23 protein-coding genes are annotated in these 23,886 nt (G+C 59.9%); 14 read left to right on the top strand and 9 right to left on the bottom strand.

The features are described from left to right. Positions 1-99: 99 nt before the first annotated feature. The 3 genes from ACIO0C_RS29650 to ACIO0C_RS29640 all read right to left on the bottom strand — a co-directional run bounded on the left by ACIO0C_RS29650 (position 100) and on the right by ACIO0C_RS29640 (position 3,729). Positions 100-1,416 (bottom strand): MFS transporter, encoded by a 1,317-nt coding sequence (locus ACIO0C_RS29650; RefSeq protein WP_401317819.1) that lies wholly within the window; start codon positions 1,414-1,416, stop codon positions 100-102. A 234-nt stretch (positions 1,417-1,650) separates the two neighbouring features. Continuing rightward, entirely contained in the window at positions 1,651-2,904 is a 1,254-nt protein-coding gene (locus ACIO0C_RS29645) for a transporter associated domain-containing protein (RefSeq protein WP_401317818.1), read from the bottom strand. A 12-nt stretch (positions 2,905-2,916) separates the two neighbouring features. Beyond that, entirely contained in the window at positions 2,917-3,729 is an 813-nt protein-coding gene (locus ACIO0C_RS29640; protein ID WP_401317816.1) for an inner membrane protein YpjD, read from the bottom strand. Positions 3,730-3,924: 195 nt separating this feature from the next. Here ACIO0C_RS29640 and ffh point away from each other — a divergent pair, with 195 nt between their 5' ends. The 10 genes from ffh to ACIO0C_RS29590 all read left to right on the top strand — a co-directional run bounded on the left by ffh (position 3,925) and on the right by ACIO0C_RS29590 (position 12,988). Further along, complete coding sequence (gene ffh / locus ACIO0C_RS29635; protein ID WP_008057801.1) at positions 3,925-5,301, top strand: signal recognition particle protein; 1,377 nt, start codon at positions 3,925-3,927, stop codon at positions 5,299-5,301. A 250-nt stretch (positions 5,302-5,551) separates the two neighbouring features. Then, positions 5,552-5,803: a 30S ribosomal protein S16 gene (rpsP, locus tag ACIO0C_RS29630; protein ID WP_003198088.1), complete on the top strand. Its 252-nt coding sequence runs from the start codon at positions 5,552-5,554 to the stop codon at positions 5,801-5,803. Between the two features lie 5 nt (positions 5,804-5,808). Continuing rightward, entirely contained in the window at positions 5,809-6,345 is a 537-nt protein-coding gene (rimM, locus tag ACIO0C_RS29625) for a ribosome maturation factor RimM (protein WP_008057803.1), read from the top strand. Between the two features lie 2 nt (positions 6,346-6,347). Next, on the top strand, positions 6,348-7,100 hold the full coding sequence (gene trmD, locus ACIO0C_RS29620) for a tRNA (guanosine(37)-N1)-methyltransferase TrmD (RefSeq protein ID WP_008057805.1): 753 nt from the start codon (positions 6,348-6,350) through the stop codon (positions 7,098-7,100). Between the two features lie 45 nt (positions 7,101-7,145). Continuing rightward, positions 7,146-7,496, top strand: coding sequence for a 50S ribosomal protein L19 (gene rplS / locus ACIO0C_RS29615; protein WP_003175895.1), 351 nt, complete (start codon positions 7,146-7,148; stop codon positions 7,494-7,496). 99 nt (positions 7,497-7,595) lie between these two features. Next, on the top strand, positions 7,596-8,492 hold the full coding sequence (gene xerD, locus ACIO0C_RS29610; protein ID WP_168757294.1) for a site-specific tyrosine recombinase XerD: 897 nt from the start codon (positions 7,596-7,598) through the stop codon (positions 8,490-8,492). 257 nt (positions 8,493-8,749) lie between these two features. After that, positions 8,750-9,481: a bifunctional protein-disulfide isomerase/oxidoreductase DsbC gene (dsbC, locus tag ACIO0C_RS29605; RefSeq protein WP_401317810.1), complete on the top strand. Its 732-nt coding sequence runs from the start codon at positions 8,750-8,752 to the stop codon at positions 9,479-9,481. A gap of 123 nt (positions 9,482-9,604) precedes the next feature. Continuing rightward, a complete protein-coding gene (locus tag ACIO0C_RS29600) occupies positions 9,605-10,909 on the top strand; it encodes a homoserine dehydrogenase (RefSeq protein ID WP_180205890.1) in 1,305 nt (434 codons plus the stop codon). 109 nt (positions 10,910-11,018) lie between these two features. After that, positions 11,019-12,428: a threonine synthase gene (thrC, locus tag ACIO0C_RS29595; RefSeq protein ID WP_223459908.1), complete on the top strand. Its 1,410-nt coding sequence runs from the start codon at positions 11,019-11,021 to the stop codon at positions 12,426-12,428. A gap of 272 nt (positions 12,429-12,700) precedes the next feature. Further along, positions 12,701-12,988 (top strand): DUF3509 domain-containing protein, encoded by a 288-nt coding sequence (locus ACIO0C_RS29590; protein WP_401317807.1) that lies wholly within the window; start codon positions 12,701-12,703, stop codon positions 12,986-12,988. Positions 12,989-13,157: 169 nt separating this feature from the next. Here ACIO0C_RS29590 and ACIO0C_RS29585 read toward each other — a convergent pair whose 3' ends face one another. Together ACIO0C_RS29585 and ACIO0C_RS29580 are read right to left on the bottom strand one after the other, a co-directional pair. Further along, on the bottom strand, positions 13,158-14,129 hold the full coding sequence (locus tag ACIO0C_RS29585) for a TIGR02285 family protein (protein WP_401317805.1): 972 nt from the start codon (positions 14,127-14,129) through the stop codon (positions 13,158-13,160). Further along, complete coding sequence (locus ACIO0C_RS29580; protein WP_401317802.1) at positions 14,083-15,282, bottom strand: CaiB/BaiF CoA transferase family protein; 1,200 nt, start codon at positions 15,280-15,282, stop codon at positions 14,083-14,085. Before ACIO0C_RS29580 ends, ACIO0C_RS29585 begins: the two co-directional genes overlap by 47 nt. Positions 15,283-15,429: 147 nt before the next feature. Here ACIO0C_RS29580 and ACIO0C_RS29575 point away from each other — a divergent pair, with 147 nt between their 5' ends. The 3 genes from ACIO0C_RS29575 to ACIO0C_RS29565 all read left to right on the top strand — a co-directional run bounded on the left by ACIO0C_RS29575 (position 15,430) and on the right by ACIO0C_RS29565 (position 19,037). After that, on the top strand, positions 15,430-15,972 hold the full coding sequence (locus tag ACIO0C_RS29575) for a YaeQ family protein (RefSeq protein ID WP_008057823.1): 543 nt from the start codon (positions 15,430-15,432) through the stop codon (positions 15,970-15,972). Between the two features lie 57 nt (positions 15,973-16,029). Continuing rightward, positions 16,030-17,739, top strand: a complete 1,710-nt coding sequence (recJ, locus tag ACIO0C_RS29570) for a single-stranded-DNA-specific exonuclease RecJ (protein WP_401317799.1) — start codon at positions 16,030-16,032, stop codon at positions 17,737-17,739. A 191-nt stretch (positions 17,740-17,930) separates the two neighbouring features. Beyond that, complete coding sequence (locus ACIO0C_RS29565; RefSeq protein WP_401317796.1) at positions 17,931-19,037, top strand: NADH:flavin oxidoreductase/NADH oxidase; 1,107 nt, start codon at positions 17,931-17,933, stop codon at positions 19,035-19,037. 56 nt (positions 19,038-19,093) lie between these two features. On the opposite strand, the gene ACIO0C_RS29560 is transcribed toward ACIO0C_RS29565, so the two are convergent. Further along, positions 19,094-20,719 (bottom strand): glucan biosynthesis protein D, encoded by a 1,626-nt coding sequence (locus ACIO0C_RS29560; protein ID WP_401317793.1) that lies wholly within the window; start codon positions 20,717-20,719, stop codon positions 19,094-19,096. 413 nt (positions 20,720-21,132) lie between these two features. Between ACIO0C_RS29560 and ACIO0C_RS29555 the strand changes: the two genes are divergently transcribed. Next, the gene (locus ACIO0C_RS29555) at positions 21,133-21,318 is read left to right on the top strand and encodes a hypothetical protein (protein WP_401317790.1); all 186 of its coding nucleotides are present in this window, start codon (positions 21,133-21,135) and stop codon (positions 21,316-21,318) included. 52 nt (positions 21,319-21,370) lie between these two features. Here ACIO0C_RS29555 and ACIO0C_RS29550 read toward each other — a convergent pair whose 3' ends face one another. From ACIO0C_RS29550 to ACIO0C_RS29540, 3 genes are all read right to left on the bottom strand, one after another. Then, positions 21,371-21,661 carry a type II toxin-antitoxin system RelE/ParE family toxin gene (locus ACIO0C_RS29550; RefSeq protein WP_401317787.1) on the bottom strand — a complete coding sequence of 97 codons (291 nt, stop codon included), beginning with the start codon at positions 21,659-21,661 and terminating at the stop codon, positions 21,371-21,373. Next, positions 21,639-21,887, bottom strand: coding sequence for a CopG family ribbon-helix-helix protein (locus ACIO0C_RS29545; protein WP_008057832.1), 249 nt, complete (start codon positions 21,885-21,887; stop codon positions 21,639-21,641). Before ACIO0C_RS29545 ends, ACIO0C_RS29550 begins: the two co-directional genes overlap by 23 nt. A 204-nt stretch (positions 21,888-22,091) precedes the next feature. Next, the gene (locus ACIO0C_RS29540; RefSeq protein WP_401317784.1) at positions 22,092-23,576 is read right to left on the bottom strand and encodes an APC family permease; all 1,485 of its coding nucleotides are present in this window, start codon (positions 23,574-23,576) and stop codon (positions 22,092-22,094) included. Positions 23,577-23,886: the final 310 nt, after the last annotated feature.

Here is a 23,886-nt window from a genome sequence, read left to right as displayed (position 1 = left end):
AGGCAAAAGCGAGAAAAGCTGAAGGCTGCCCAAGGCAGCCTTCAGCTATGAAACATGTTTACCGGACACTAGTGACGCAGAGCGTGGGAACGATCTTACTCAGGCAACCCGATTCAGGTCGTTATTGCGCGTCTCTTTAAGGCACAGCACGGCAATCAGGCTCAGCACCGCCGCCCCTGATACATACCCGCCGACATAACCCAGTCCCCCCATCGCTACCAGTTTCTGCGCGAAGAACGGTGCCGCCGATGCCCCGACGATCCCGCCCAGGTTGTAGGCCGCCGAAGCGCCGGTGTATCGCACGTGGGTCGGAAACAGCTCTGGCAGCAGCGCGCCCATCGGCGCGAAGGTCACGCCCATCAGAAACAGTTCGATGCACAGAAACAGCGCCACGCCCCAGGTCGAACCCTGGGTCAGCAGCGGCTCCATCAGAAAGCCCGACAGGATCGCCAGCACGCCGCCGATTATCAGCACCGGTTTGCGCCCGAAACGGTCACTGGCCAAGGCTGAGAGCGGTGTGGCAGCGGCCATGAACAGCACCGCGAAACACAGCAGGCCGAGGAAGGTTTCGCGGCTGTAGCCGAGCGTCGCCACGCCGTAACTCAGCGAAAACACGGTCGAAATGTAGAACAGCGCATAGCACACCACCATCGAGCCAGCCCCCAGCAACACCGGCACCCAGTATTGGCTGAACAGCTCCACCAGCGGGATCTTCACCCGTTCCTGGCGAGCCATTGCGTTGGCGAACACCGGTGTTTCGTGAAGTTTGAGGCGCACGTACAGGCCGACCATCACCAGCGCGGCGCTGAGCAGGAAGGGTATCCGCCAGCCCCAGGCACGGAACTGTTCATCATCCAGCGCCATGGCCAAGGTCAGGAACAGGCCGTTGGCCGCGAGAAAGCCGATGGATGGGCCCAGCTGCGGGAACATGCCGAACCAGGCGCGCTTGCCCTTGGGCGCATTCTCGGTGGCGAGCAAGGCGGCGCCGCCCCATTCGCCGCCCAGTCCCAGGCCTTGGCCGAAACGCAGCACGCACAGCAGGATCGGTGCCCAGGCGCCGATGCTGTCGTAACCCGGGAGCACGCCGATCAGCGTGGTGCACACGCCCATCAGCAGCAGGGAGGCGACCAGGGTCGATTTGCGGCCGATGCGGTCGCCAAAGTGCCCGAACAGCGCCGAACCCAGCGGTCGTGCAAGGAAGGCGATGCCGAACGTGAGGAAGGCCGAGAGCATCTGCGCCGTGCCGGAGGTCTGGGGAAAGAACACCGGGCCAATCACCAGCGCGGCGGCGGTGGCGTACACATAGAAGTCGTAGAACTCGATGGCTGTGCCGATGAAGCTCGCGGTGGCCACGCGGGTGGCGGAGTTCACCGGTTGTGCGGGCGTGGAGTCGCTATAAGTCGTGCTGGTCGTCATGCGGTAATCCCTGACAGTCATGTGCCCCAGTGGAGCGAATTATTATGGTCGATTACCCAGGGATGTGGGTGCTGGCGCGGGTCGATGCTCCCGGTAGGAGCAGTCGTCGGTTTGTAGCGGACGTTTCTGATGGTCAGGCCGGAACTTGCGGTGTGCGGGGTAAGCACGGGGCGGCGAGGCTTGGGTAAGCGGCTCGATTATAGGAAGGTGGCTAACGATTCAACAAGTGCAAATCTAGTGGGTAGGTAAAGCACTGGGAGTCGGGTTGGTATGCCAAATCAATACCCGAGTGACACGGTTGTCCTCGGTCTCGAGGATTTCCAGCCGATAGCGGCCGATTTTCAGGCATACCGGACAGTCCGGGATGGTTTCCAACGCTTCGGTCACCAGGCCGTTCAGGGTTTTCGGGCCATCGCTGGGCAGGTGCCAGCCCAGGCTCTTGTTCAGATCGCGGATCGAGGCGGCGCCGTCGATTACCAGGCGGCCATCGGCCTGTGGATGGATGTGCGGGTTGTCCTGGCTTTGCTGGCTTTCAAATTCGCCGACGATTTCTTCGAGAATGTCTTCCAGGGTGACGATGCCCAATACCTCGCCGTACTCGTCGACCACCATGCCCAGGCGCCGCTGTTGCTTGTGGAAGTTCAGCAGTTGCAATTGCAACGGGGTGCTTTCAGGGACGAAATAGGGTTCGCGACAGGCCGCCAGCAACGCTTCCAGGGTCAGGCTTGCGTCGGGGAGCAAATGGGCGATTTGCCGGGTATTGAGCACTGCTTCGACCTGGTTGATGTCGCTGTGGAATACCGGCAGGCGCGTGCGCTGGTTGTGGCGCAGTTGCTCGATGATGTCTTCGATCGGGTCGTCGAGGTTGATCCCGTCGACTTCGCTGCGTGGCACCAGAATGTCGTTGACCGTGATGTTGTCCAGCGCATGGATGCCCGGCAGCGCGTGTGGGCGGCTGACGGCATGCTCGTGATGGCCTTGAGGGTCGTGCCGCAGTTGCACTGGCTCGTCTTCGCTCTGTTGCACGACGTTGGCTTTGCGGGCGAACGGGCGCAGCAGCCATTGGCTGATGGCGTTGAGCAGCCATGCCGCCGGGTAAATAAGCTTCAGGGGTATGGGCAACAAGTTGTTGCCCAAGGCCAGGATCGCGTCCGGATGACGAACTGCGAGGGCGCGGGGCAGGTAGTCGGCCAGGATCAACAGCAGGGCGCCAGCGCCCAGGCTCGCCAGCCACGGGCCGTTTTCAGCCCAGGTGAAAATCGCCAGCAAAGTGCAGATGACCAGCACCAGGGCGCGGCACAGGGTATTGCAGAAAATCAGGCTGACCAGGGGGAAACTCAGTTTGGCCAGCGGTTTGTCGCTTGCGCGCGAGGCTGTGCGCTGGGCCAGCAAGTGCTGCTGCGCGGCTTCTATCGCAGTAAACAGGCCCGACCACAAGATCAGCAAGGCCACTACTGCAAGCATCGGCCCTATGGGCAAGTCGTCCATTATTGCCGCCCGTCAGATGTGCAGGATGTATTCACGAACCAGCTTGCTGCCGAAATACGCCAGCATCAACAGGCAGAAGCCGGCCAGCGTCCAGCGGATGGCCTTGTGGCCGCGCCAGCCAAGGCGGTTACGGCCCCAGAGCAGCACGCTGAAGACGATCCAGGCCAGGCAGGCCAGCAGGGTCTTGTGCACCAGGTGCTGGGCGAACAGGTTGTCGACGAACAGCCAGCCGGAGATCAGCGATAGCGACAGCAGCGTCCAGCCGGCCCAGAGGAAACCGAACAGCAGGCTTTCCATGGTTTGCAGCGGCGGGAAGTTCTTGATCAGCCCGGACGGGTGCTTGTGCTTGAGTTGATGATCCTGGAGCAGCAGCAGCAACGACTGGAACACAGCGATGGTGAACATGCCGTAGGCGAGGATCGACAACAGGATGTGGGCGAGAATGCCTGGCGCTTCGTCGATGATCTGCACGGTGCCGGCGGGGGCGAACTGCGCCAATAGCGCGGTCAACGCGCCCAGGGGGAACAGCAGGAGCAGCAGGTTCTCCACCGGAATCCGTGAGCAGGCCAGCAGCGTCAGGGCGATGACCGCGGCGGCAATCAGGCTGGCGGCGCTGAAAAAGTCCAGGCCCAGGCCAATCGGCGTCAGCAGGTGGGTGACAAGGCTGGCGCTGTGGGCCAGCACCGCAAGCACGCCGAGCGTAACCAGCAGGCGCTTGTTGGCCTTGGCGCCGGTGGCCAGGCGAGTGCCTTGATAGAAAGTCGCAGCGGCATATAAGCAGGCGGCGGCGAGAGTAGTAAGCAAACTGGGTGACAAGGGGAGCATAAGTCCTGTTAGGCAAGCCCGAAAGTCGCTGAGTTTGGCATAGAACCCACGCGACACGAAAGTGCGAGGTGTCCGCCAGACGCAGTCTTCGCTATAATCCGCGACCTGCCCACGCCGCAGGCTCGCCGAGCACATGTTTAGTCCGGTCTGGGCCGCCATTATCCCGGTCTACACAGGGCCTGAAAGGATCGCGCAATGTTTGAAAACTTAACCGACCGTCTCTCGCAGACGCTGCGCCACGTCACCGGCAAGGCCAAGCTGACCGAGGACAACATCAAAGACACCCTGCGCGAAGTGCGCATGGCGTTGCTCGAAGCCGACGTCGCCCTGCCGGTGGTCAAGGACTTCGTCAATTCGGTCAAGGAACGCGCTGTCGGCACCGAGGTGTCGCGCAGCCTGACGCCGGGCCAGGCCTTCGTGAAGATCGTCCAGGCCGAACTCGAAAGCCTGATGGGCGCGGCCAACGAAGACCTGAACCTGAGTGCCGTGCCGCCAGCGGTCATCCTGATGGCCGGTTTGCAGGGTGCTGGTAAAACCACCACCGCCGGCAAACTTGCGCGCTTCCTTAAAGAGCGCAAGAAAAAGTCGGTCATGGTCGTATCGGCGGACGTTTATCGTCCAGCGGCGATCAAGCAGCTGGAAATGCTCGCGGGTGAAGTCGGCGTTACCTTCTTCCCGTCCGACCTGAGCCAGAAGCCGGTCGCGATCGCGCAAGCGGCTATTAAAGAAGCAAAACTCAAATTCATCGACGTGGTGATCGTCGATACCGCCGGTCGCCTGCACATCGATGAAGAGATGATGGGCGAGATCAAGGCGCTGCATGCCGCGATCAACCCGGTCGAAACATTGTTCGTGGTCGACGCCATGACCGGCCAGGATGCCGCCAACACGGCCAAGGCATTCGGCGATGCGCTGCCACTGACCGGCGTGATCCTGACCAAGGTCGACGGCGACGCCCGTGGCGGTGCCGCCCTCTCGGTGCGAGCCATCACCGGCAAGCCGATCAAGTTCATCGGTATGGGCGAGAAGAGCGAAGCGCTCGACCCGTTCCACCCCGAGCGTATCGCCTCGCGCATCCTCGGCATGGGCGACGTGCTCAGCCTCATCGAGCAGGCGGAAGCGACCCTCGACAAGGACAAGGCCGACAAGCTGGCCAAGAAGCTGAAGAAGGGCAAGGGCTTCGACCTCGAAGACTTCCGTGACCAGCTGCAACAGATGAAGAACATGGGCGGCCTCGGCGGCCTCATGGACAAGCTGCCGAACATGGGCGGTGTGAACCTGGCGCAGATGGGCAACGCCCAGAGCGCGGCAGAGAAACAGTTCAAGCAGATGGAAGCCATCATCAACTCCATGACCCCGGCCGAGCGCCGTGACCCTGAGCTGATCAGCGGTTCGCGCAAGCGCCGTATCGCCATGGGCTCCGGCACCCAGGTGCAGGACATCGGTCGCTTGATCAAGCAGCACAAGCAGATGCAGAAGATGATGAAGAAATTCTCCGCCAAAGGCGGAATGGCCAAGATGATGCGCGGCATGGGCGGTATGTTGCCCGGCGGCGGCATGCCGAAAATGTAAAGAATTCGCGCCGGCAGTCATGTCGGCGCTGCCCCACACGGACGTGGGATTCACAGCAAACCCGCACTTGGCGGGAGCTGACCGGCCGTTTTTACCGACGGCTCTATAGCAAATCTGGATGGCAGCCGAAAGGCAGCCGGAAAAAGTCATTTGCAAAAGTCCGGATATTCCTTAGAATATGCGGCCTTTCGGGCACCTATGCCCGCTGTGCCTTTAGATTTGCAGCACCGACTACAGGAACGATGTTCACATGCTAACAATCCGTCTTGCCCTTGGCGGCTCCAAAAAGCGCCCGTTTTACCACTTGACCGTAACCGACAGCCGCAACCCGCGCGACGGTTCGCACAAGGAACAGGTTGGCTTCTTCAACCCTGTTGCTCGTGGTCAAGAAGTTCGTCTGTCCGTGAACCAAGAGCGCGTAGCCTACTGGCTGAGCGTTGGTGCACAACCTTCTGAGCGCGTTGCTCAGTTGTTGAAGGAATCTGCTAAGGCTGCGGCCTGAGCAATATGAACGCGACGCCAGCTGCTGCTGATGATTTGATCGTTATCGGCAAGATTTACTCGGTTCACGGCGTTCGCGGCGAAGTGAAGGTGTATTCCTTTACTGATCCGATTAAGAACCTGCTGGATTACAAAACCTGGACGCTCAAGCGTGACGGCAATGTAAAGCAGGTAGAGCTGGTCAGCGGACGCGGGAACGACAAGTTCCTGGTCGCAAAGCTCAAGGGTCTCGATGATCGTGAAGAAGCTCGTCTTCTGGCCGGTTATGAGATCTGCGTGCCACGCAACCTGTTCCCTGAACTGACCGACGGCGAGTACTACTGGTACCAGCTGGAAGGTCTCAAGGTCATCGACACCCTCGGACAACTGTTCGGGAAGATCGATCACCTGCTGGAGACCGGCTCGAATGATGTAATGGTGGTCAAGCCTTGCGCTGGCAGCCTGGATGATCGCGAACGCCTGTTGCCCTATACCGAGCAATGCGTGTTGGCCATCGACCTGGTCGCGGGCGAGATGAAGGTGGATTGGGATGCGGATTTCTAAGCGTGGCTAACTTGCGCGTAGAAGTGATCAGTTTGTTTCCCGAGATGTTCTCCGCCATCAGCGAGTACGGCATCACCAGTCGGGCGGTGAAACAGGGGCTGTTGCAGCTCACCTGTTGGAATCCGCGAGACTACACGACGGATCGACACCACACTGTGGATGATCGCCCTTTTGGCGGTGGTCCGGGCATGGTGATGAAGATCAAGCCCCTGGAAGATGCTCTGGTTGAGGCCAAGGCAGTCGCCGGGGAGGGAGCGAAGGTGATTTACCTGTCCCCCCAAGGCCGTCAACTGACTCAGTCGGCGGTACGCGAGTTGGCGAATCTGGATGCATTGATCCTGATTGCCGGTCGTTATGAAGGCATTGACGAGCGTTTTATTGATGCTCATGTCGATGAAGAGTGGTCGATTGGCGACTATGTACTGTCTGGCGGCGAGCTGCCGGCGATGGTCCTGATCGATGCGGTTACACGACTGCTGCCTGGAGCTTTAGGGCATGCGGACTCCGCCGAGGAAGATTCCTTTACGGATGGTTTGCTGGATTGCCCGCACTACACCCGACCGGAGGTGTATGCGGATCAGCGTGTTCCCGACGTATTGCTAAGTGGCAATCACGCGCACATCCGGCGTTGGCGTTTAAAGCAGTCCCTTGGTCGGACCTTTGAACGACGCGTCGATCTTCTGGAAAGCCGCTCGCTTTCTGGAGAAGAGAAGAAGCTGCTCGAGGAATACATCCGCGAGCGGGACGATAGTTAACTTCGTATCGATGGTAGATCCGACGATTTACCTTAGGAGCACAGCATGACTAACAAAATCATCCTTGCACTCGAAGCAGAGCAGATGACCAAAGAGATCCCTACCTTTGCCCCGGGCGACACCATTGTCGTTCAGGTGAAAGTGAAGGAAGGCGACCGTTCGCGTCTGCAAGCGTTCGAAGGCGTTGTAATCGCCAAGCGTAACCGCGGCGTAAACAGTGCATTCACCGTGCGTAAGATCTCCAACGGTGTTGGCGTAGAGCGTACTTTCCAGACCTACTCCCCGCAAATCGACAGCATGGCTGTCAAGCGTCGCGGTGACGTACGTAAAGCCAAGCTGTACTACCTGCGTGACCTGTCGGGTAAAGCAGCTCGCATCAAGGAAAAACTGGCTTAAGTCCAGCTTCCGATGCAGAAAAAAGCAGCCTACGGGCTGCTTTTTTGTTGCCTGCGATTTATCTTCCCAGGCCGTACTGTCGGCCTTGCCTGAGTCTTTATGCCTGCCATCGATCATCCCTTGATAGACCAGTTTCTCGACGCGCTGTGGCTTGAGAAAGGTCTTTCCGATAACACCCGCGATGCCTATCGAAGCGATCTGGCCCTGTTCAATGGCTGGCTGCAGGAAAAAGGCCTGGAGTTGCTCAACGCCGGGCGCGAATTGATCCTCGATCACCTGGCCTGGCGCCTGGAGCAAAACTACAAGCCCCGTTCAACGGCCAGATTTCTCTCTGGCGTGCGCGGCTTCTATCGCTATCTGCTGCGGGAAAAGCTGATCGCTGTCGATCCGACGTTGCGCATCGATATGCCGCAACTGGGCAGGCCGTTGCCCAAGTCCTTGTCGGAAGCTGATGTGGAAGCGCTGCTGAAAGCACCGGACCTGAGCGAAGCCATCGGCCAGCGCGACCGGGCCATGCTCGAAGTGCTTTACGCCTGCGGCCTGCGGGTGACGGAGCTGATCAGCCTGACGCTGGAGCAGGTCAACCTGCGTCAGGGCGTGTTGCGGGTGATGGGCAAGGGCAGCAAGGAGCGGCTGGTGCCGATGGGCGAGGAGGCGATCGTCTGGGTTGAACGCTATCTGCGCGATGGTCGTGGCGAACTACTAGGCGGCCGGCCGAGCGATGTGTTGTTCCCCAGTCAGCGCGGCGAGCAGATGACCCGCCAGACGTTCTGGCACCGGATCAAGCATCAGGCCAAGGTCGCCGGGATCGGCAAGTCGCTGTCACCACATACATTGCGCCATGCCTTCGCTACGCATTTGCTCAACCACGGCGCCGATTTGCGGGTGGTGCAAATGCTGCTCGGCCACAGCGACCTGTCGACTACCCAAATCTACACTCACGTTGCGCGGGCGCGTTTGCAGGATTTGCACGCCAAACACCATCCGCGGGGTTGACCGAAAACCCTGTGGGAGCGAGTTTGCTCGCGATGAGGCCAGCACATCCAATTTTAATGTCGCCTGACACACCGCTATCGCGAGCAAGCTCGCTCCCACAGGGATGTCGGTGTTCTCAAAAATGTCTTGCGACAGGTGCATTCGGCCACACGAGCCTTATGTGGTAGGCTTTGCCGGTTTGCACGATGGGCGTTTATGACCCGGTGTTTCGGCACGGGCGTTCTGAGCGTTCCATTTGTCCGTCTTCAGGAGATCTCATGCGTCTGACCCAGATTTTCGCCGCCGCCGCCATTGCGTTGGTCAGCACCTTTGCCGTCGCCGATGACGCGGCCGATAAAGCCATTCGTAAAAGCCTGGAAAACCTCCAGCTCGAAGTGCCGGTGGAAAGCATTTCCGCCAGTCCTCTGCCCGGTCTGTACGAAGTCAAGCTGCAAGGCAGCCGCGTGCTCTACGCCAGCGCCGACGGCCAGTACGTCGTCCAGGGTTACATGTTCCAGCTCAAGGACGGCAAGCCGATCAACCTGACAGAGAAGACCGAGCGCCTGGGCGTTTCCAAACTGGTCAACGCCATCCCTGTCGCCGAAACCGTGGTGTACCCGGCCATTGGTGAAACCAAGTCGCACATCACCGTGTTCACCGACACCACCTGCCCGTACTGCCATAAACTGCATGCCGAAGTGCCTGAACTGAACAAGCGCGGCATCGAAGTGCGCTACGTTGCGTTCCCGCGCCAGGGCCTGGGTTCGCCGGGTGACGAGCAGCTGCAGGCGGTCTGGTGCTCCAAGGACAAGAAAGCGGCCATGGACAAGATGGTCGACGGCAAGGAAATCAAGGCCGCCAAGTGCGATAACCCGGTATCCAAGCAGTTCGCCCTCGGCCAGTCGATTGGCGTGAATGGCACACCGGCCATCGTTTTGGCGGACGGCCAGGTCATTCCGGGCTACCAGCCGGCGCCACAAGTCGCCAAACTGGCGCTGAGCGCAAAGTAATACGAGTCAGCCTTTGACGAGTGTGGTCCGACGGCAGCTCAGTCGGGCCATCAATAGTGAGCCGCGAGCATGCGGCTGTTTTCACGGCCGGCCTCGAGTCGGCCGTTTTATGGGGAGTTCACAGTGAAACCGGTCAAAGTAGGCATCTGTGGGTTAGGGACCGTCGGTGGCGGTACCTTCAACGTACTTCAGCGCAACGCCGAGGAAATTGCTCGTCGTGCCGGGCGTGGAATCGAAGTGGCACAAATTGCCATGCGCACGCCAAAGCCTCAGTTCCAAACGACCGGTATTGCGATTACCACCGATGTCTTCGAAGTGGCCACGAACCCTGAGATCGACATCGTCATAGAGCTGATGGGCGGCTACACCGTTGCCCGCGAGCTGGTACTCAAGGCCATCGAGAATGGCAAGCATGTGGTCACCGCGAACAAGGCGCTTATCGCCGTTCACGGTAATGAAATTTTCGCCAAGGCACGCGAGAAGGGCGTGATTGTCGCGTTCGAAGCGGCCGTGGCTGGCGGCATCCCTGTGATCAAGGCGATCCGTGAAGGCCTGTCCGCCAACCGCATCAACTGGGTGGCCGGTATCATCAACGGCACCGGCAACTTCATTCTCACCGAGATGCGCGAGAAAGGCCGGACCTTCGAAGACGTGTTGGCCGAAGCGCAAGCCCTGGGCTACGCCGAAGCCGACCCGACCTTCGATGTCGAAGGCATCGATGCGGCGCACAAGCTGACGATCCTGGCGTCGATTGCCTTCGGCATCCCGCTGCAGTTCGACAAGGCCTACACCGAAGGCATCACCAAGCTGACCACCGCTGACGTGAACTACGCCGAAGCGTTGGGTTACCGCATCAAGCACCTGGGCGTGGCGCGCAGCACCGCGGCCGGTATCGAACTGCGCGTGCACCCGACGCTGATCCCGGCCGATCGCCTGATCGCCAACGTCAACGGCGTGATGAACGCGGTGATGGTCAACGGCGACGCCGCCGGTTCGACGTTGTTCTACGGTGCGGGTGCCGGCATGGAGCCGACCGCTTCGTCGGTGATCGCCGACTTGGTCGACGTGGTTCGCGCCATGACCTCGGATCCGGAAAACCGTGTACCGCACCTGGCCTTCCAGCCGGATTCGCTGTCGGCGCACCCGATCCTGCCGATCGAAGCCTGCGAAAGCGCGTACTACCTGCGGATCCAGGCCAAGGATCATCCGGGCGTCCTGGCCCAGGTGGGCAGCATCCTGTCCGAGCGTGGCATCAACATCGAGTCGATCATGCAGAAGGAAGCCGAGGAGCACGATGGCCTGGTACCGATGATCCTGCTGACCCACCGTGTGGTGGAGCAGCGTATCAACGACGCCATCGCCGCTTTGGAAGCCTTGGCGGGTGTGGTCGGTCCGGTAGTCCGGATCCGCGTCGAGCACCTGAACTAAATTAAAACAGCGGCGAGCTGTAAGCCCCAAGCGGCAAGATGAAAGCAGTTCAGCTTTAACTTGTCGCTTATAGCTTGAAGCTCAAAGCTCAAACCGAAGGTTTGCCCCTATGCGCTACATCAGTACCCGCGGCCAGGCACCGGCCCTGAATTTCGAAGACGTCCTGCTGGCAGGTCTTGCCACCGACGGCGGTCTGTACGTCCCGGAAAACCTGCCACGTTTCACCCAGGAAGAAATCGCTTCCTGGGCCGGCCTGCCGTATCACGAGCTGGCTTTTCGCGTTATGCGCCCGTTCGTCACCGGCAGCATTCCAGATGCCGATTTCAAAAAGATCCTTGAAGAAACCTACGGTGTGTTTGCCCACAGCGCCGTCGCACCGCTGCGTCAGCTGAACGGCAACGAATGGGTGCTGGAGCTGTTCCACGGCCCGACCCTGGCATTCAAGGACTTCGCCCTGCAACTGCTCGGTCGCCTGCTCGACTACGTGCTGGAAAAGCGCGGCGAGCGCGTGGTGATCGTCGGCGCCACTTCCGGCGATACCGGCTCGGCGGCCATCGAAGGCTGCAAGCACTGCGAAAACGTCGACATCTTCATCCTGCACCCGCACAACCGTGTGTCCGAAGTGCAGCGTCGCCAGATGACGACCATTTTCGGCGAGAACATCCACAACATCGCCATCGAAGGCAACTTCGATGACTGCCAGGAAATGGTCAAGGCGAGCTTCGCCGACCAGGGCTTCCTCAAGGGCACACGCCTGGTGGCGGTAAACTCGATCAACTGGGCGCGGATCATGGCCCAGATCGTCTACTACTTCCACGCGGCCCTGCAGTTGGGCGGTCCAGCGCGTTCGGTGGCGTTCTCGGTGCCGACCGGTAACTTTGGCGACATCTTCGCCGGGTACCTGGCACGCAACATGGGCCTGCCGATCAACCAGTTGATCGTCGCCACCAACCGCAACGACATCCTGCACCGCTTCATGAGCGGCAACCAGTACGTCAAGGAAACACTGCACGCGACCCTGTCGCCGTCGATGGACATCATGGTGTCCTCGAACTTCGAGCGCCTGCTGTTCGACCTGCACGGTCGCAACGGCGCGGCGATTGCCGGGCTGATGGACAGCTTCAAGCAGGGCGGCGGTTTCAGCGTCGAGCAGGAGCGCTGGACCGAAGCGCGCAAACTGTTCGACTCGCTGGCCGTGGACGATGCGCAAACCTGCGAAACCATCGCCGAAGTCTATGAACAGACCGGCGAAGTGCTGGACCCGCACACCGCGATCGGCGTCAAGGCCGCACGGGAATGCCGTCGCAGCCTGGATATCCCGATGGTGATCCTGGGCACGGCCCATCCGGTCAAATTCCCGGACGCCGTGGAAAAAGCCGGTGTAGGAAAAGCTCTCGAGCTCCCTGCACATCTTTCTGATTTGTTTGAAAGAGACGAGCGTTGCACCGTCTTGCCGAATGACCTGAAGGCCGTGCAGGCCTTTGTGAGCCAGCATGGCAACCGCGGTAAGCCTTTGTAAAAAGGTAAACCCTGTCACACCACAAAGCCCGTCTCCTGACGGGCTTTGTGGTTTTTGCAGGCCACATTTGCCGATAGCGATCCCCATGGCGATCTACCGGTCGCCGAAGCGGACAGGCGTGATGCGGTTGTTTTTTCCCTGTCATCTTCGCCGTGCATGCTCTATCGACCAGAGGCGCAGGTTGATCTTCAGAACTTTCTACTCGGACCAGCGGTCATTTACTGTACACACGCCCCAGGCACTTTGTTTTCGGACTATTGAGTGGTGATCGGATGGAAAGTATCAGTCTCTTGCTCGGCGAGGCTCTGAGCCCGTACCAGGTGACGTTGACCCCGTCAGGCATGCATGGCGAATGCCGGGTGACCTTGAAGAATGAAATCGGCGCCATCGTGGTCGATCGCGCGTTCAATCAGGCGCAGTTGACCGATAAGCGTCAGCTGACGGATGTCGTCGACGGCTTGCACCGCGACGTGCTGATTGCTGAAGGACGCCTGGAACCCTGTGTGATCGCCGCGTTGCGCAATGCGGCACAGGACAAGCTGCTGTCCAGTCGAAATTGAATTGCAGGTTGTGGGAACCTTCCTGCATCCCCATCGTCAGACCTAGTAACAGCAAGATCAAGCATTGTGCTCCGGTGCTTGCCGCTTGCCGTTACGGGTCCTTGAAAAGACCACGTTTAACCCCGAGTCGTCTCCCCACTTCTCGGGGTTTCTTTTTGCCCGGCAATTGTCAGTAGCCGTCCTGCTGCTCGAAAAAAGTCTTGGCCGCTTGCAAGTAGTCGCTACGACTTTGCGGGTCGAGCCAGCCAGCGTATGCCTCGCTCAAGTGATCCCGGGGCAGGGCACGCAGCAGCTGATTGATCTCGACGATCGCCTGGCGGCCCTGGGGCGTATTGGTACAGCCTATGTAGCCTGACAGGTATTTGCCGGTGCCACGAATCGGGTAGAACTGCAGTTCATCTTCAGCGATGCCTTGTTGTTGGGCCTGATAGCGAATCTCCGGGCGATAGCCCAACAGCAACTGCAGGCGCCCGAGGCGCTGCATCTGCAACAGGCTGCCCAGGGCGTCGTTGCCGTAGTGCGACGTCAGCACCTTGCCCGGCGCCTGCTTGAGCAAGCCGTCGAGATACTCGCCATAGTTGCGTTCGGCAACAATGCCCAGCGTCACACTGCCGGTGGCCAACAGGGCCGCCAGGTCCACCTCGCCATCCTTGAGAAATGGCGTCAGTACTTCCCGATCGTTACGCCGTATCGCCAGGCCATTGCTCATGGCGCGAAAGACCGGCATGGAAAAGGCGATCCAGCTTTCGCGCTCCTTGCTCCAGTTCAGCGCGGCATCGCAGGTGAGTGCCGGTTCGTGCAGCATCTGCAAACCGCGGGCACGATTGACCTTCAGCACGCTGTGCTTGTACTGCGGCATGCCGGCGATCAGTTGCCGGAGCAACTGATCGATGACCCCCTGGCCTTTTTCCGGACCGTCGAAAATGAACAGCGGCGGTAGGTCGCGTTTCAGCCAGACCAGGGTTTCCTTGGGCTGCGCCGACACCGGCGAGGCCAGCGTAAGGATCAGGGCCAGGCTCGCCAACGCGCCCAGGCGCCGCCACCCGACCCGCAACAGGCCGGGCGTGATGAGTCGCGCAAACAGACGCTTGAGCTCAGATGGCCCCGTCTTTGCGCAGCTGTGTGATCTGCGACGCGTCATAGCCAAGTTCCTGGAGTACCTGGGCGTTGTGCTCTCCCAGTTGCGGACCGACCCATTCGCAATCACCGGGCGTTTCTGAGAGTTTCGGCACGATCCCAGGCATCTTGAAGTCCTTGCCATCGGGCAGTTTGGCCTGCAGGAACATTTCCCGGGCCAGGTATTGAGGATCGCTGAACATGTCTTCGGCGCTGAAGATTCGGCTGGCCGGTACGTCGGCCTGGTTCAAGCGCTCGATGACGCTGTCCAGGGGCAGCGAATTGACCCAGCGATCGATGACCCCGTAGATTTCGTCGCGACGGCTGTCCCGGCCGTCATTGCTGGCCAGCAGCGGATCGTTGGCCAGGTCCTCCCGGCCGATGATCAGCATGAAACGCTTGAAGATCGCATCGCCATTGGCACCGATCTGCACATGCTTGCCATCGGCACTGGTGTGGATCGAGGAGGGTGTGATGCCCGGCATGATGTTGCCGGTACGTTCGCGGATGAAGCCGAACACGTCGAACTCCGGCACCATGCTTTCCATCATGGCGAAGATCGCCTCGTACAACGCCACGTCCACCACTTGGCCCTCACCGCCATTGACCTCGCGGTGACGCAGGGCCATCAGGGCACCGATCACACCCCACAGCGCGGCAATCGAGTCACCGATGGAAATCCCGGTGCGCACCGGTGGCCGGTCCTCAAACCCAGTAATGTAGCGCAGGCCGCCCATGGATTCGCCGACCGCGCCAAACCCGGGCTGATCCTTCATCGGGCCGGTCTGGCCGAAGCCCGAGAGCCGCACCATGACCAGCTTTGGATTCAAGGCATGCAGGACTTCCCAGCCCAGGCCAAGTTTTTCCAGTACGCCGGGGCGGAAGTTCTCGATCAGGATGTCTGCTTCACTGAGCAGTTTCTTCAGGATCGCCAGGCCGTCCGGATGCTTGAGGTTCAGCGTCAGCGACTTTTTATTGCGTGCCTGGACGAACCACCACAGCGAGGTGCCCTCGTACAACTTGCGCCATTTGCGCAAAGGATCGCCACCGTCCGGCGACTCGACCTTAACCACATCGGCACCGAATTCAGCGCAAATGCGCGAGGCGAACGGGCCGGCGATCAAGGTACCCAATTCGATGACTTTCAGACCTGAGAGCGGTTTGGCAGAGGACGGCATGCGGGTTCCTGTAGGACAAAGGTTGAGCGAGTACAGAGTTTTAACATAGCCGACTGTCAGGCGCCCAAGGGACTTCGCCTTCTATTCGTTGATTGGTGGCTGCATCGGTTAGACTTGCCGCCTTTCCACGTATCAAGAAGCCCGTTCATGGCCCAGCCGTCCACGACCTACAAGTTTGAACTGAACCTCACCGACCTCGATCGCAGCGTCTACGAGTCCGTCAAGCAGACCATCGCCCGCCACCCTTCGGAAACCGAAGAGCGCATGACCGTGCGCCTGTTGGCCTACGCCCTCTGGTACAACGAGCAGCTGTCGTTCGGCCGTGGCCTGTCGGACGTGGATGAGCCAGCGTTGTGGGAAAAAAGCCTGGATGACCGTGTCCTGCACTGGATCGAAGTCGGTCAACCGGACGCCGATCGCCTGACCTGGTGCTCGCGCCGCACCGAACGCACCAGCCTGCTGGCCTACGGCAGCCTGCGCGTCTGGGAAGGCAAGGTGATCCCGGCGATCAAGAACCTGAAAAACGTCAACATCGCGGCGGTCCCTCAGGAAGTCCTGGAAACCCTGGCCAAAGACATGCCCCGGGTGATCAAGTGGGACGTGATGATCAGCGAAGGGACGATTTTCGTCACCGACGACCGCGGCCAGCATGAAGTCCAGTTGCAGTGGCTGTTGGGCGAACGCGGCTGATCAGTCGCGGCCTCACCGGTTTAATCCTACGTATTGAAGAGAAGCACCTGTCACCCCATGCGCATCGAACCTCGCCTGCTGCCCGACACCCTGCCATTTCTCGGTGATATTCCACCGCTGTTGACCCGGCTGTACGCAGCGCGGGGCGTGCAATCCGAAGCCGAACTGGATAAAAGCCTGGCGCGGCTGATTCCGTTCCAGCAGCTCAAGGGCATCGAGGCAGCGGTGGATTTGCTGGTGACCGCGCTCGAGCAGCATCAGCGGATCCTCATCGTTGGCGACTTCGATGCCGACGGCGCCACAGCCAGTACTGTAGGCACATTGGGCTTGCGCCTGTTGGGTGCGGCGCATGTCGACTATCTGGTGCCCAACCGATTCGACTACGGCTACGGCCTGACCCCGGAAATCGTCGCGGTGGCCCTGGAGCGTCAGCCTCAGCTGCTGATTACCGTGGACAACGGCATTTCCAGCGTCGAAGGCGTGGCCGCGGCGAAAAAGGCCGGGCTCAACGTGTTGGTCACCGACCACCATTTGCCCGGCGACGAACTGCCGCTGGCCGATGCCATCGTCAATCCGAACCAGCCAGGCTGCACGTTCCCGAGCAAGGCGCTGGCTGGCGTGGGGGTGATTTTTTATGTGCTGATGGCCTTGCGCGCGCGTTTGCGCGAACTCGGCTGGTACACCAGCAAGCCGCAGCCCAACATCGGCGAATTGCTTGATCTGGTGGCGTTGGGCAGCGTGGCCGACGTGGTGCCGCTGGATGCCAATAACCGCATCCTGGTGCATCAGGGCCTGGAACGGATACGCGCCGGACGTGCCCGGCCGGGCATCAAGGCGATTCTCGAAGTGGCCAAGCGCGACCATGCGCGCATCACCTCCACCGACCTGGGGTTCATTGTCGGCCCACGCCTCAATGCCGCCGGGCGACTGGATGACATGAGCCTGGGCATCGAATGCCTGCTGACCGAAGACGTGGCGCTCGCGCGGGAGATGGCGGCGCAACTGGACGGGATGAACCAGGACCGCAAATCCATCGAGCAGGGCATGCAGCGCGAAGCGCTGGCCCAGCTCAAGGATTTGCCGGTGGAATCAATGCCATTTGGTTTGTGCCTGTTCGATCCCGAGTGGCACCAGGGGGTCATCGGTATCCTTGCCTCGCGTATGAAAGAGCGTTATTTCCGTCCGACCATCGCCTTTGCCGATGCCGGCGACGGCTTGCTCAAGGGTTCGGGACGTTCGGTCCAGGGCTTTCACATTCGCGACGCCCTGAGCGTGGTGGCGGCGCAGCATCCGAACCTGATCACCAAATACGGTGGCCATGCCATGGCCGCTGGCCTGACGCTGCCGGAGGCGAATTTTCCGTTGTTCGCCGAAGCTTTCGACGCCGAAGTGCGCCGGCAATTGCGCGAAGAGGATCTGACAGGGCGTTTGCTGTCGGACGGTACTCTGGCTGTCGAGGAGTTTCACCTGGAATTGGCGCGTGCCTTGCGTCATGCCGGCCCTTGGGGGCAACACTTCCCCGAGCCGCTGTTTCATGGGGTGTTCCAGTTGGTCGAGCAGCGCGTCGTGGGTGAACGTCACCTTAAAGTGGTGCTAAGAAGTGAATGCGGCTCGGTCAAACTCGATGGCATTGCCTTTGGCATCGACCGTGAGGTCTGGCCGAACCCGACCATCAAGTGGGTCGAGTTGGCTTACAAACTCGATGTCAACGAGTTTCGCGGCAACGAGACGGTTCAACTGATGATTGCCCATATCGAACCGCGATAAGCGTTAAAGATGAAAAGATCGCAGCCCCCGATGTCCCCGATGTGAACTAGGCTCTAAAGCACTGCTTGATTATCCTTGTGACGTCTTGTCAATTTTTTGCCCGCGGGGGCGGGTGCTGCATCCCTTTCATGTCACTCGTCGACTATTCAAACAGAACCCTGGAGCCTGCCCACTGATTTGAGAGGTGCCCCATGAGTCTGCTGCTTGAACCCTACACCCTTCGTCAATTGACCCTGCTCAACCGCATTGCGGTGTCGCCCATGTGCCAGTATTCGAGCGTCGATGGCCTGGCCAATGACTGGCACCTGGTCCACCTCGGTAGTCGCGCCGTTGGCGGTGCGGGACTGGTCTTTACCGAAGCCACGGCGGTCACGGCCGACGGGCGTATCACCGACCAGGACCTTGGCCTGTGGAACGATGAGCAGATCGAACCCCTGCAGCGCATCACCCGATTCATTGCCGCTCAAGGCGCCGTCGCCGGCATTCAGTTGGCCCACGCAGGGCGCAAGGCCAGTACCTATCGGCCCTGGCTCGGCAAGCATGGCAGCGTAAAAATCGACGAGGGCGGCTGGCAGCCGGTCGGCCCGTCACCGATCGCGTTCGACCCTCAGCACACACAACCCAGACAGCTCGACGACGGTGATATCGCCCAGATCATCCAGGCCTTTGTCGACGCGGCGCAGCGCGCGCTCACGGCCGGTTTCAAGGTGGTCGAAGTGCATGCGGCCCATGGCTATCTGCTGCACCAGTTTCTTTCGCCCCTGAGTAATCAGCGGCGTGACCAGTACGGCGGTTCCTTCGAAAACCGCATTCGCCTGGTGTTGCAAGTGACCGAAGCGGTGCGCAACGTCTGGCCCGAAGAATTGCCGCTGTTCGTGCGGGTGTCCGCCACCGACTGGGTGGAGGATGGCTGGAACCCGGATGAAACCGTCGAGCTGGCACGGCGCCTGAAAGACCTGGGCGTGGACCTGATCGATGTTTCGTCGGGTGGCACGGCAGTCAACGCGGAAATCCCCACAGGCCCGGGTTATCAGACTCGGTTCGCCGAGCGTGTGCGCAAGGAGTCAGGCATCGCCACCGGCACTGTAGGCATGATCACCGAACCGGCGCAGGCCGAACATATCCTGCGCACCTGTCAGGCCGACATCATCTTCCTCGCTCGTGAGCTGTTGCGTGATCCTTATTGGGCGCTGCATGCCGACGATGACCTGGGTGGGCGTAAAGCCATATGGCCGGCGCAGTATCACCGCGCGACCCATCGTGACCAACCCATTCATGAGTCGGATTTGCGCGACTGAGTGAGGCCGCAAAGCAAAAAGCCCCGGTCGATTTGAGCGGGGCTTTGTTTTTTCCGTCAGGTGTACTTGCGCTTGTCCGGCGCTGGCGGGAAGTACTGATACAGCCAGGTTTCACTCAGCGTGCGGTCATTGGTGCGAATGAACAGGCGCAGCTCCACCGGCTCGACACTGTCGTTGGTCGGGTACCAGTCAAAGATGATGCGGTAGCCCTTGATGTCATCGAGCACCAGCACGTTGAAGTCCTTCACCTGGCCGTTCGAACAGGTGACCACCGGTTCGATGCCGGTGCCCGGCGGCAGACGATCCAGGCCGCCGCCGTTGAAGTCCACGGCGAAGCGACGGGCCCAGACCTGCGGGTAATGCTCTCCCGGTGCCCAACCTTCGGTGAAGCCGCCCATGCCCGAGCGGGTCGCATTGACCCGTGCCAGCGGAGTACCGACGGGCGGCAGGGCACTCCAGTAGAGTTTGTAGCCATAGTTTAGCGAGTCGCCGGCCGCGACCGGTTTTTTCGGGGTCCAGAAGGCGACGATGTTGTCGAGGGTCTCGCCGGTGGTAGGAATTTCCAGCAGATCGATAGAGCCTTCGCCCCACGGGGTGGTCGGCTCCACCCACAGGCTGGGGCGTCGGCTGTACCAATCGACGGTGTCCTGGTAGTTGGCGAACTCGTGATCGGTCTGCACCAGGCCGAAACCTTTCGGGTCCTTGTCGGTGAAGGCGTTGAATTGCAGGGTGGCCGGGTTGTTCAACGGGCGGCAGATCCATTCGCCGTTGCCACGCCACATCGCCAGGCGATCGGAGTCGTGGATCTGCGGGTGAATGGTGTCGCACATGCGGCGCTCGTGGGTGCCGCAGCTGAACATGCTGGTCATCGGTGCGATGCCCAGTTGTTCGATGGCGGTACGTGCGTTGACATGGGCGTCGACCTCCATGACCACGCGCTCGGCCTGGCAATCGATGTCAAAACGGTAGGCGCCAGTGGCGCTCGGCGAATCGAGCAAGGCGTAGACCACGAAGCGCGTGCTGTCCTTGTCGGGCGTCTCGAACCAGAACTTGGTGAAGTCGGGGAATTCTTCACGCTTCTTCGCATAGGTGTCGATTGCCAGGCCGCGGGCCGACAAACCGTACTGGCCGGTGGCGTCTACCGCGCGGAAGTAACTGGCGCCGAGGAAAGACACCACGTCGTGTTTGTCCAGTTCAGGCGCCTTGAACAGCTTGAACCCGGAAAAGCCCAGGTCGCCCTTGAGCTGCTGGGTGTCGACGGACGTATTTTCATAGTTGAACAGCGAAGGGCGGAAATGTACTTCGCGGGCCATGTGGCTCTTTGGATCTACGCTGTACATGCGCACCGGCTGGCGGAAACCCATGCCGACATGGAAAAACTGCACATCCAGCTGACCATTCAAATCATTCCACAACGAATGCTTGCCGTCATAGCGGATCGCGTTGAAGTTCTGCGGGGTCATGGTCGCCAGGGTGGGCGGCAGCACCTGCTTGGTATCCTGGTAGCTCTTGCTGGCCAGTTGCTTGGCCTGGGCCTTCAGCGCGTCGAAGTCGAACGCTTGAGCCTCGCCATCCGCCGTGCCATTGCTTGCCCAGGCACTGGCAGCGAGCAGGCCGGTGGCCGACAAACCGGTGTAGGCGGCAATGGCCATGGAGGCTTTGAGCAAATTCCTGCGATGCATAAATTCAACCTGTCGTGAACGATCCCGCGCCGACCCTGGCACTGCTGGATCAAAAATATCGGTTCGGACATGCCTTCGGCCAAACGCAACTGCCTTTTAAACAGATAACGAATAGCTTAAACCGTTCGGTTGCGCAGAAAAAATGATTGATGGCGTGACGATGGCGCGGCAATGAAACAAGAAATGTCGGTTAACGTTTCCGACAGCGGATTCTGATTTACAGGGCATTTCTGCTTTTTTCGACTAATTACTCTAAAAATCGCTTTTCAGCGCCCGGATAGTTTCTATTCTATGGGCATGACCGGTTTCTGCCCTTCGGGCCGGTGGCTTCAGTGGGCACAAGGTGACTGCTGAAAACGGGTAGGGCGATGCGGTTTCTGAAGTTTTCTTTGACGTAGAGAAGGACATCGTCCATGTCGAAAGTACAAGGCATCACCGAAATGTTGGGAATCTTTGCGTGCCTATCCACTGGCCGGCGAAGACGTCGGCTCAATAACGAGGAGATGAAGCTGGTGGAGCGCTATCGGGAATTGTCGGAGAGTGATCGCATTGCGATGCGTTATCTGGTGGATGCGATGCGCAGTGTTTCAAGGTTTTGAAGAAATGGAACATTCAGTCGCGGCAACCCTGTCGCGGCTGGACGTTCTCCCCTTACCAATCCTGAGAACGTTCCGAACGCTGATGCAGCACCCTCAACACCTGTATCTGGCCATTGGCAAATCGATACGGGGCAATGAAGGGATAGCGACCAAGTACCAACTCTCGTATATCAGGCATGACAGAAGGCCTGCCTGAGCCGGGAAACTGTTCCAACTGCCGGAAACTTTGCAGCATGGTGGAAATGATCTCGATGGCAGCACCCACGCCTACGACCTCTCGGTAATGTTCATGGATGGCGTCCAGGTCGCTTTCAGCTTTCTCAGTCAGTACTACGCTCGGCACGTTTTTCCCACTTAGCCTTCACGGCGTCCAGATCGGTCAGTTTTCCAGCATCGGCATCGGCTATGCCGTCGCTTATGGCTTGCAGATGCCATGACTCGGCTTCTACATATCGAACCAGTGCACGCTTGAGATGGTACTGACGGTCGCGATCGGTGGCAGCCGCTAGCTGATCCAGTTGTTGAGCCAGGAGTTCTTCGACGCGAAACGACAAAACGGGCGAGGCCATGGTGGCTCTCCTAAAGATGTATACGTTGTAAACGACGTAAACACCCTAGGCCTTGCTGCGACTATCGTCAACCACTACCACGTGCCTGGTAGGGAAACTCTAGCTGGGGGCGCATCCGCGGGGCGCCAGGAACTGTTTCGAAATGCTTGCCTGCTAAAGGCGCTTGATGCCCCCGGTGCCTATTGGCACCGGGGGCAGTTTCCATTACCGACTAACCTTCCACGCATCCCCCGCAGGCGCCGTGCCGTGGTCATACGGCTTGGCGATCCACATGTAGAGCAACCCCAGGCCAATGACGATGGCGGTGCTCAAGACCATGGCGTAGTTGATGTACCACGCCGCATCCGGCGTACGGGGCCAGGCCATGTTGATGATTGCGCCGACGCCGTAGACCAGCGCGCCGATGTTCACTGCCCAGCCCCAGGCGCCGAGGGTGAATTTGCCGCTGGGCTTCCAGCCTTTGAGGCGGGCGTACAGCGCAGCGAGCACGATCATCTGGAAGGCCAGGTAGATACCGATGGCGGCGAAGCTGACGATGGTGGCGACCGCGTCCTGCAGGAAGAAGCCGAGGATGATGATCAACGCTGGCAGGACGCCGGACACGAACAGTGCCGCAACCGGAACCTGGGTTGTCGGAGAAATCTTCTTCAGCAGTCGGCTGCCGATGACCATTTCATCCCGGGCGTAGGAGTACAGCAGGCGACTCGCCGCCGCTTGCAGGCTGATGACGCAGGAGATGAAGGAAATCATCACCACGCCCATCACCATCTTCGAGCCCACCGGGCCGAAAGCGTTGTTGAGGATGGTGCCGACCGGGTCCTTGTCAGTGCCATCGATCACCGCTTGCATGTCCGGCACGGCGAGGATCAGCGCCAGGCAGGCGAACATCGCTGCAACGCCGCCGATGTAGATGGTCATGCGCATGGCCACCGGGATCTTCTTGCTCGGGTTCGGGGTTTCTTCGGCCACGTCGCCGCAGGCCTCGAAGCCGTAGTAGAGGAACATACCCGCCAGCGAGGCGGTGAGGAAGGCCGGCAGGTATGAGCCATCGACGCTGATGTCGAAGGTGTTGAACAGCACGCCAATCGATTGATGGCGCTCGAAGACCAGCAGGTAAACGCCGACGATCACTGCACCCACCAGTTCACAGAGGAAGCCGAACATGGCAATGCGCGCCAGCACCTTGGTGCCGCTGAGGTTGATCAGCGTGGCAAACAGCGTCAGCACCAGGGCAATGACGATGTTGGTGTTGTTGCTCGGTTCAAAACCGAGCATGGCGGCCAGGTACGGGCCGGCACCGACCGCAACAGCGGCGATGGTCACGCACAGGGCGATGGAGTAGATCCAGCCGACCATCCACGCCCAGCGCTTGCCCACCAGGCGACGCGCCCACGGGTACACGCCACCGGAAATCGGGAACTGCGACACCACTTCACCAAAGATCAGGCACACCAGTAACTGGCCGCAACCGACCAGCAGGTAGGCCCAGAACATCGGCGGCCCGCCAGCGGCGAGGCACAGGCCGAAGAGGGTATAAACCCCTACGACCGGCGAGAGATAAGTGAAGCCCAGGGCGAAGTTTTCCCACAAGCTCATGCTGCGATTGAAGTTGGAGGTGTAACCCAGTTTTCGCAGTTGCTCGGCGTCGCTGTCGACGACGGCAGTAGAGAGATCGGGTGATGCAGTCATGTGTGTTTCTCCGGAAAATCGGCAGATTTCGGATGTCCGATGCCGTGACGGGGCCTGGAGGCGCCGCCCGGATCGGTGGTTATTGTTTTGTTTGTCTGACCTTGAAACCGAGTCGACTCGTTCGCTGGCAAGCCAGCTCCTACAGGGTTGCGTAACCTTTGTAGGAGCTGGCTTGCCAGCGAAGCTTTTAATGCTTGAACATCACATGCCGCACGACGGTGTAATCCTCCAGCCCATACATCGACATGTCCTTGCCATACCCCGACAGCTTCTGCCCGCCATGGGGCATTTCGCTGACCAGCATGAAGTG

Origin of the sequence: Pseudomonas sp. NPDC087336, assembly GCF_044744285.1 — a bacterium.
GTDB lineage: Bacteria > Pseudomonadota > Gammaproteobacteria > Pseudomonadales > Pseudomonadaceae > Aquipseudomonas.
The sequence above is the reverse complement of the archived record's forward strand: the minus strand, read 5'-3'. Positions and strand labels throughout refer to the sequence as shown.

What these genes read in the sequence shown, in the direction of transcription:
- ACIO0C_RS29650 (WP_401317819.1), bottom strand. Translation starts at nt 1,416, where the DNA reads ATGACGACCAGCACGACTTATAGCGACTCCACGCCCGCACAACCGGTG.
- ACIO0C_RS29645 (WP_401317818.1), bottom strand. Translation starts at nt 2,904, where the DNA reads ATGGACGACTTGCCCATAGGGCCGATGCTTGCAGTAGTGGCCTTGCTG.
- ACIO0C_RS29640 (WP_401317816.1), bottom strand. Translation starts at nt 3,729, where the DNA reads ATGCTCCCCTTGTCACCCAGTTTGCTTACTACTCTCGCCGCCGCCTGC.
- ffh (WP_008057801.1), top strand. Translation starts at nt 3,925, where the DNA reads ATGTTTGAAAACTTAACCGACCGTCTCTCGCAGACGCTGCGCCACGTC.
- rpsP (WP_003198088.1), top strand. Translation starts at nt 5,552, where the DNA reads ATGCTAACAATCCGTCTTGCCCTTGGCGGCTCCAAAAAGCGCCCGTTT.
- rimM (WP_008057803.1), top strand. Translation starts at nt 5,809, where the DNA reads ATGAACGCGACGCCAGCTGCTGCTGATGATTTGATCGTTATCGGCAAG.
- rplS (WP_003175895.1), top strand. Translation starts at nt 7,146, where the DNA reads ATGACTAACAAAATCATCCTTGCACTCGAAGCAGAGCAGATGACCAAA.
- xerD (WP_168757294.1), top strand. Translation starts at nt 7,596, where the DNA reads ATGCCTGCCATCGATCATCCCTTGATAGACCAGTTTCTCGACGCGCTG.
- dsbC (WP_401317810.1), top strand. Translation starts at nt 8,750, where the DNA reads ATGCGTCTGACCCAGATTTTCGCCGCCGCCGCCATTGCGTTGGTCAGC.
- thrC (WP_223459908.1), top strand. Translation starts at nt 11,019, where the DNA reads ATGCGCTACATCAGTACCCGCGGCCAGGCACCGGCCCTGAATTTCGAA.
- ACIO0C_RS29590 (WP_401317807.1), top strand. Translation starts at nt 12,701, where the DNA reads ATGGAAAGTATCAGTCTCTTGCTCGGCGAGGCTCTGAGCCCGTACCAG.
- ACIO0C_RS29585 (WP_401317805.1), bottom strand. Translation starts at nt 14,129, where the DNA reads ATGACGCGTCGCAGATCACACAGCTGCGCAAAGACGGGGCCATCTGAG.
- ACIO0C_RS29580 (WP_401317802.1), bottom strand. Translation starts at nt 15,282, where the DNA reads ATGCCGTCCTCTGCCAAACCGCTCTCAGGTCTGAAAGTCATCGAATTG.
- ACIO0C_RS29575 (WP_008057823.1), top strand. Translation starts at nt 15,430, where the DNA reads ATGGCCCAGCCGTCCACGACCTACAAGTTTGAACTGAACCTCACCGAC.
- recJ (WP_401317799.1), top strand. Translation starts at nt 16,030, where the DNA reads ATGCGCATCGAACCTCGCCTGCTGCCCGACACCCTGCCATTTCTCGGT.
- ACIO0C_RS29565 (WP_401317796.1), top strand. Translation starts at nt 17,931, where the DNA reads ATGAGTCTGCTGCTTGAACCCTACACCCTTCGTCAATTGACCCTGCTC.
- ACIO0C_RS29560 (WP_401317793.1), bottom strand. Translation starts at nt 20,719, where the DNA reads ATGCATCGCAGGAATTTGCTCAAAGCCTCCATGGCCATTGCCGCCTAC.
- ACIO0C_RS29555 (WP_401317790.1), top strand. Translation starts at nt 21,133, where the DNA reads ATGTCGAAAGTACAAGGCATCACCGAAATGTTGGGAATCTTTGCGTGC.
- ACIO0C_RS29545 (WP_008057832.1), bottom strand. Translation starts at nt 21,887, where the DNA reads ATGGCCTCGCCCGTTTTGTCGTTTCGCGTCGAAGAACTCCTGGCTCAA.
- ACIO0C_RS29540 (WP_401317784.1), bottom strand. Translation starts at nt 23,576, where the DNA reads ATGACTGCATCACCCGATCTCTCTACTGCCGTCGTCGACAGCGACGCC.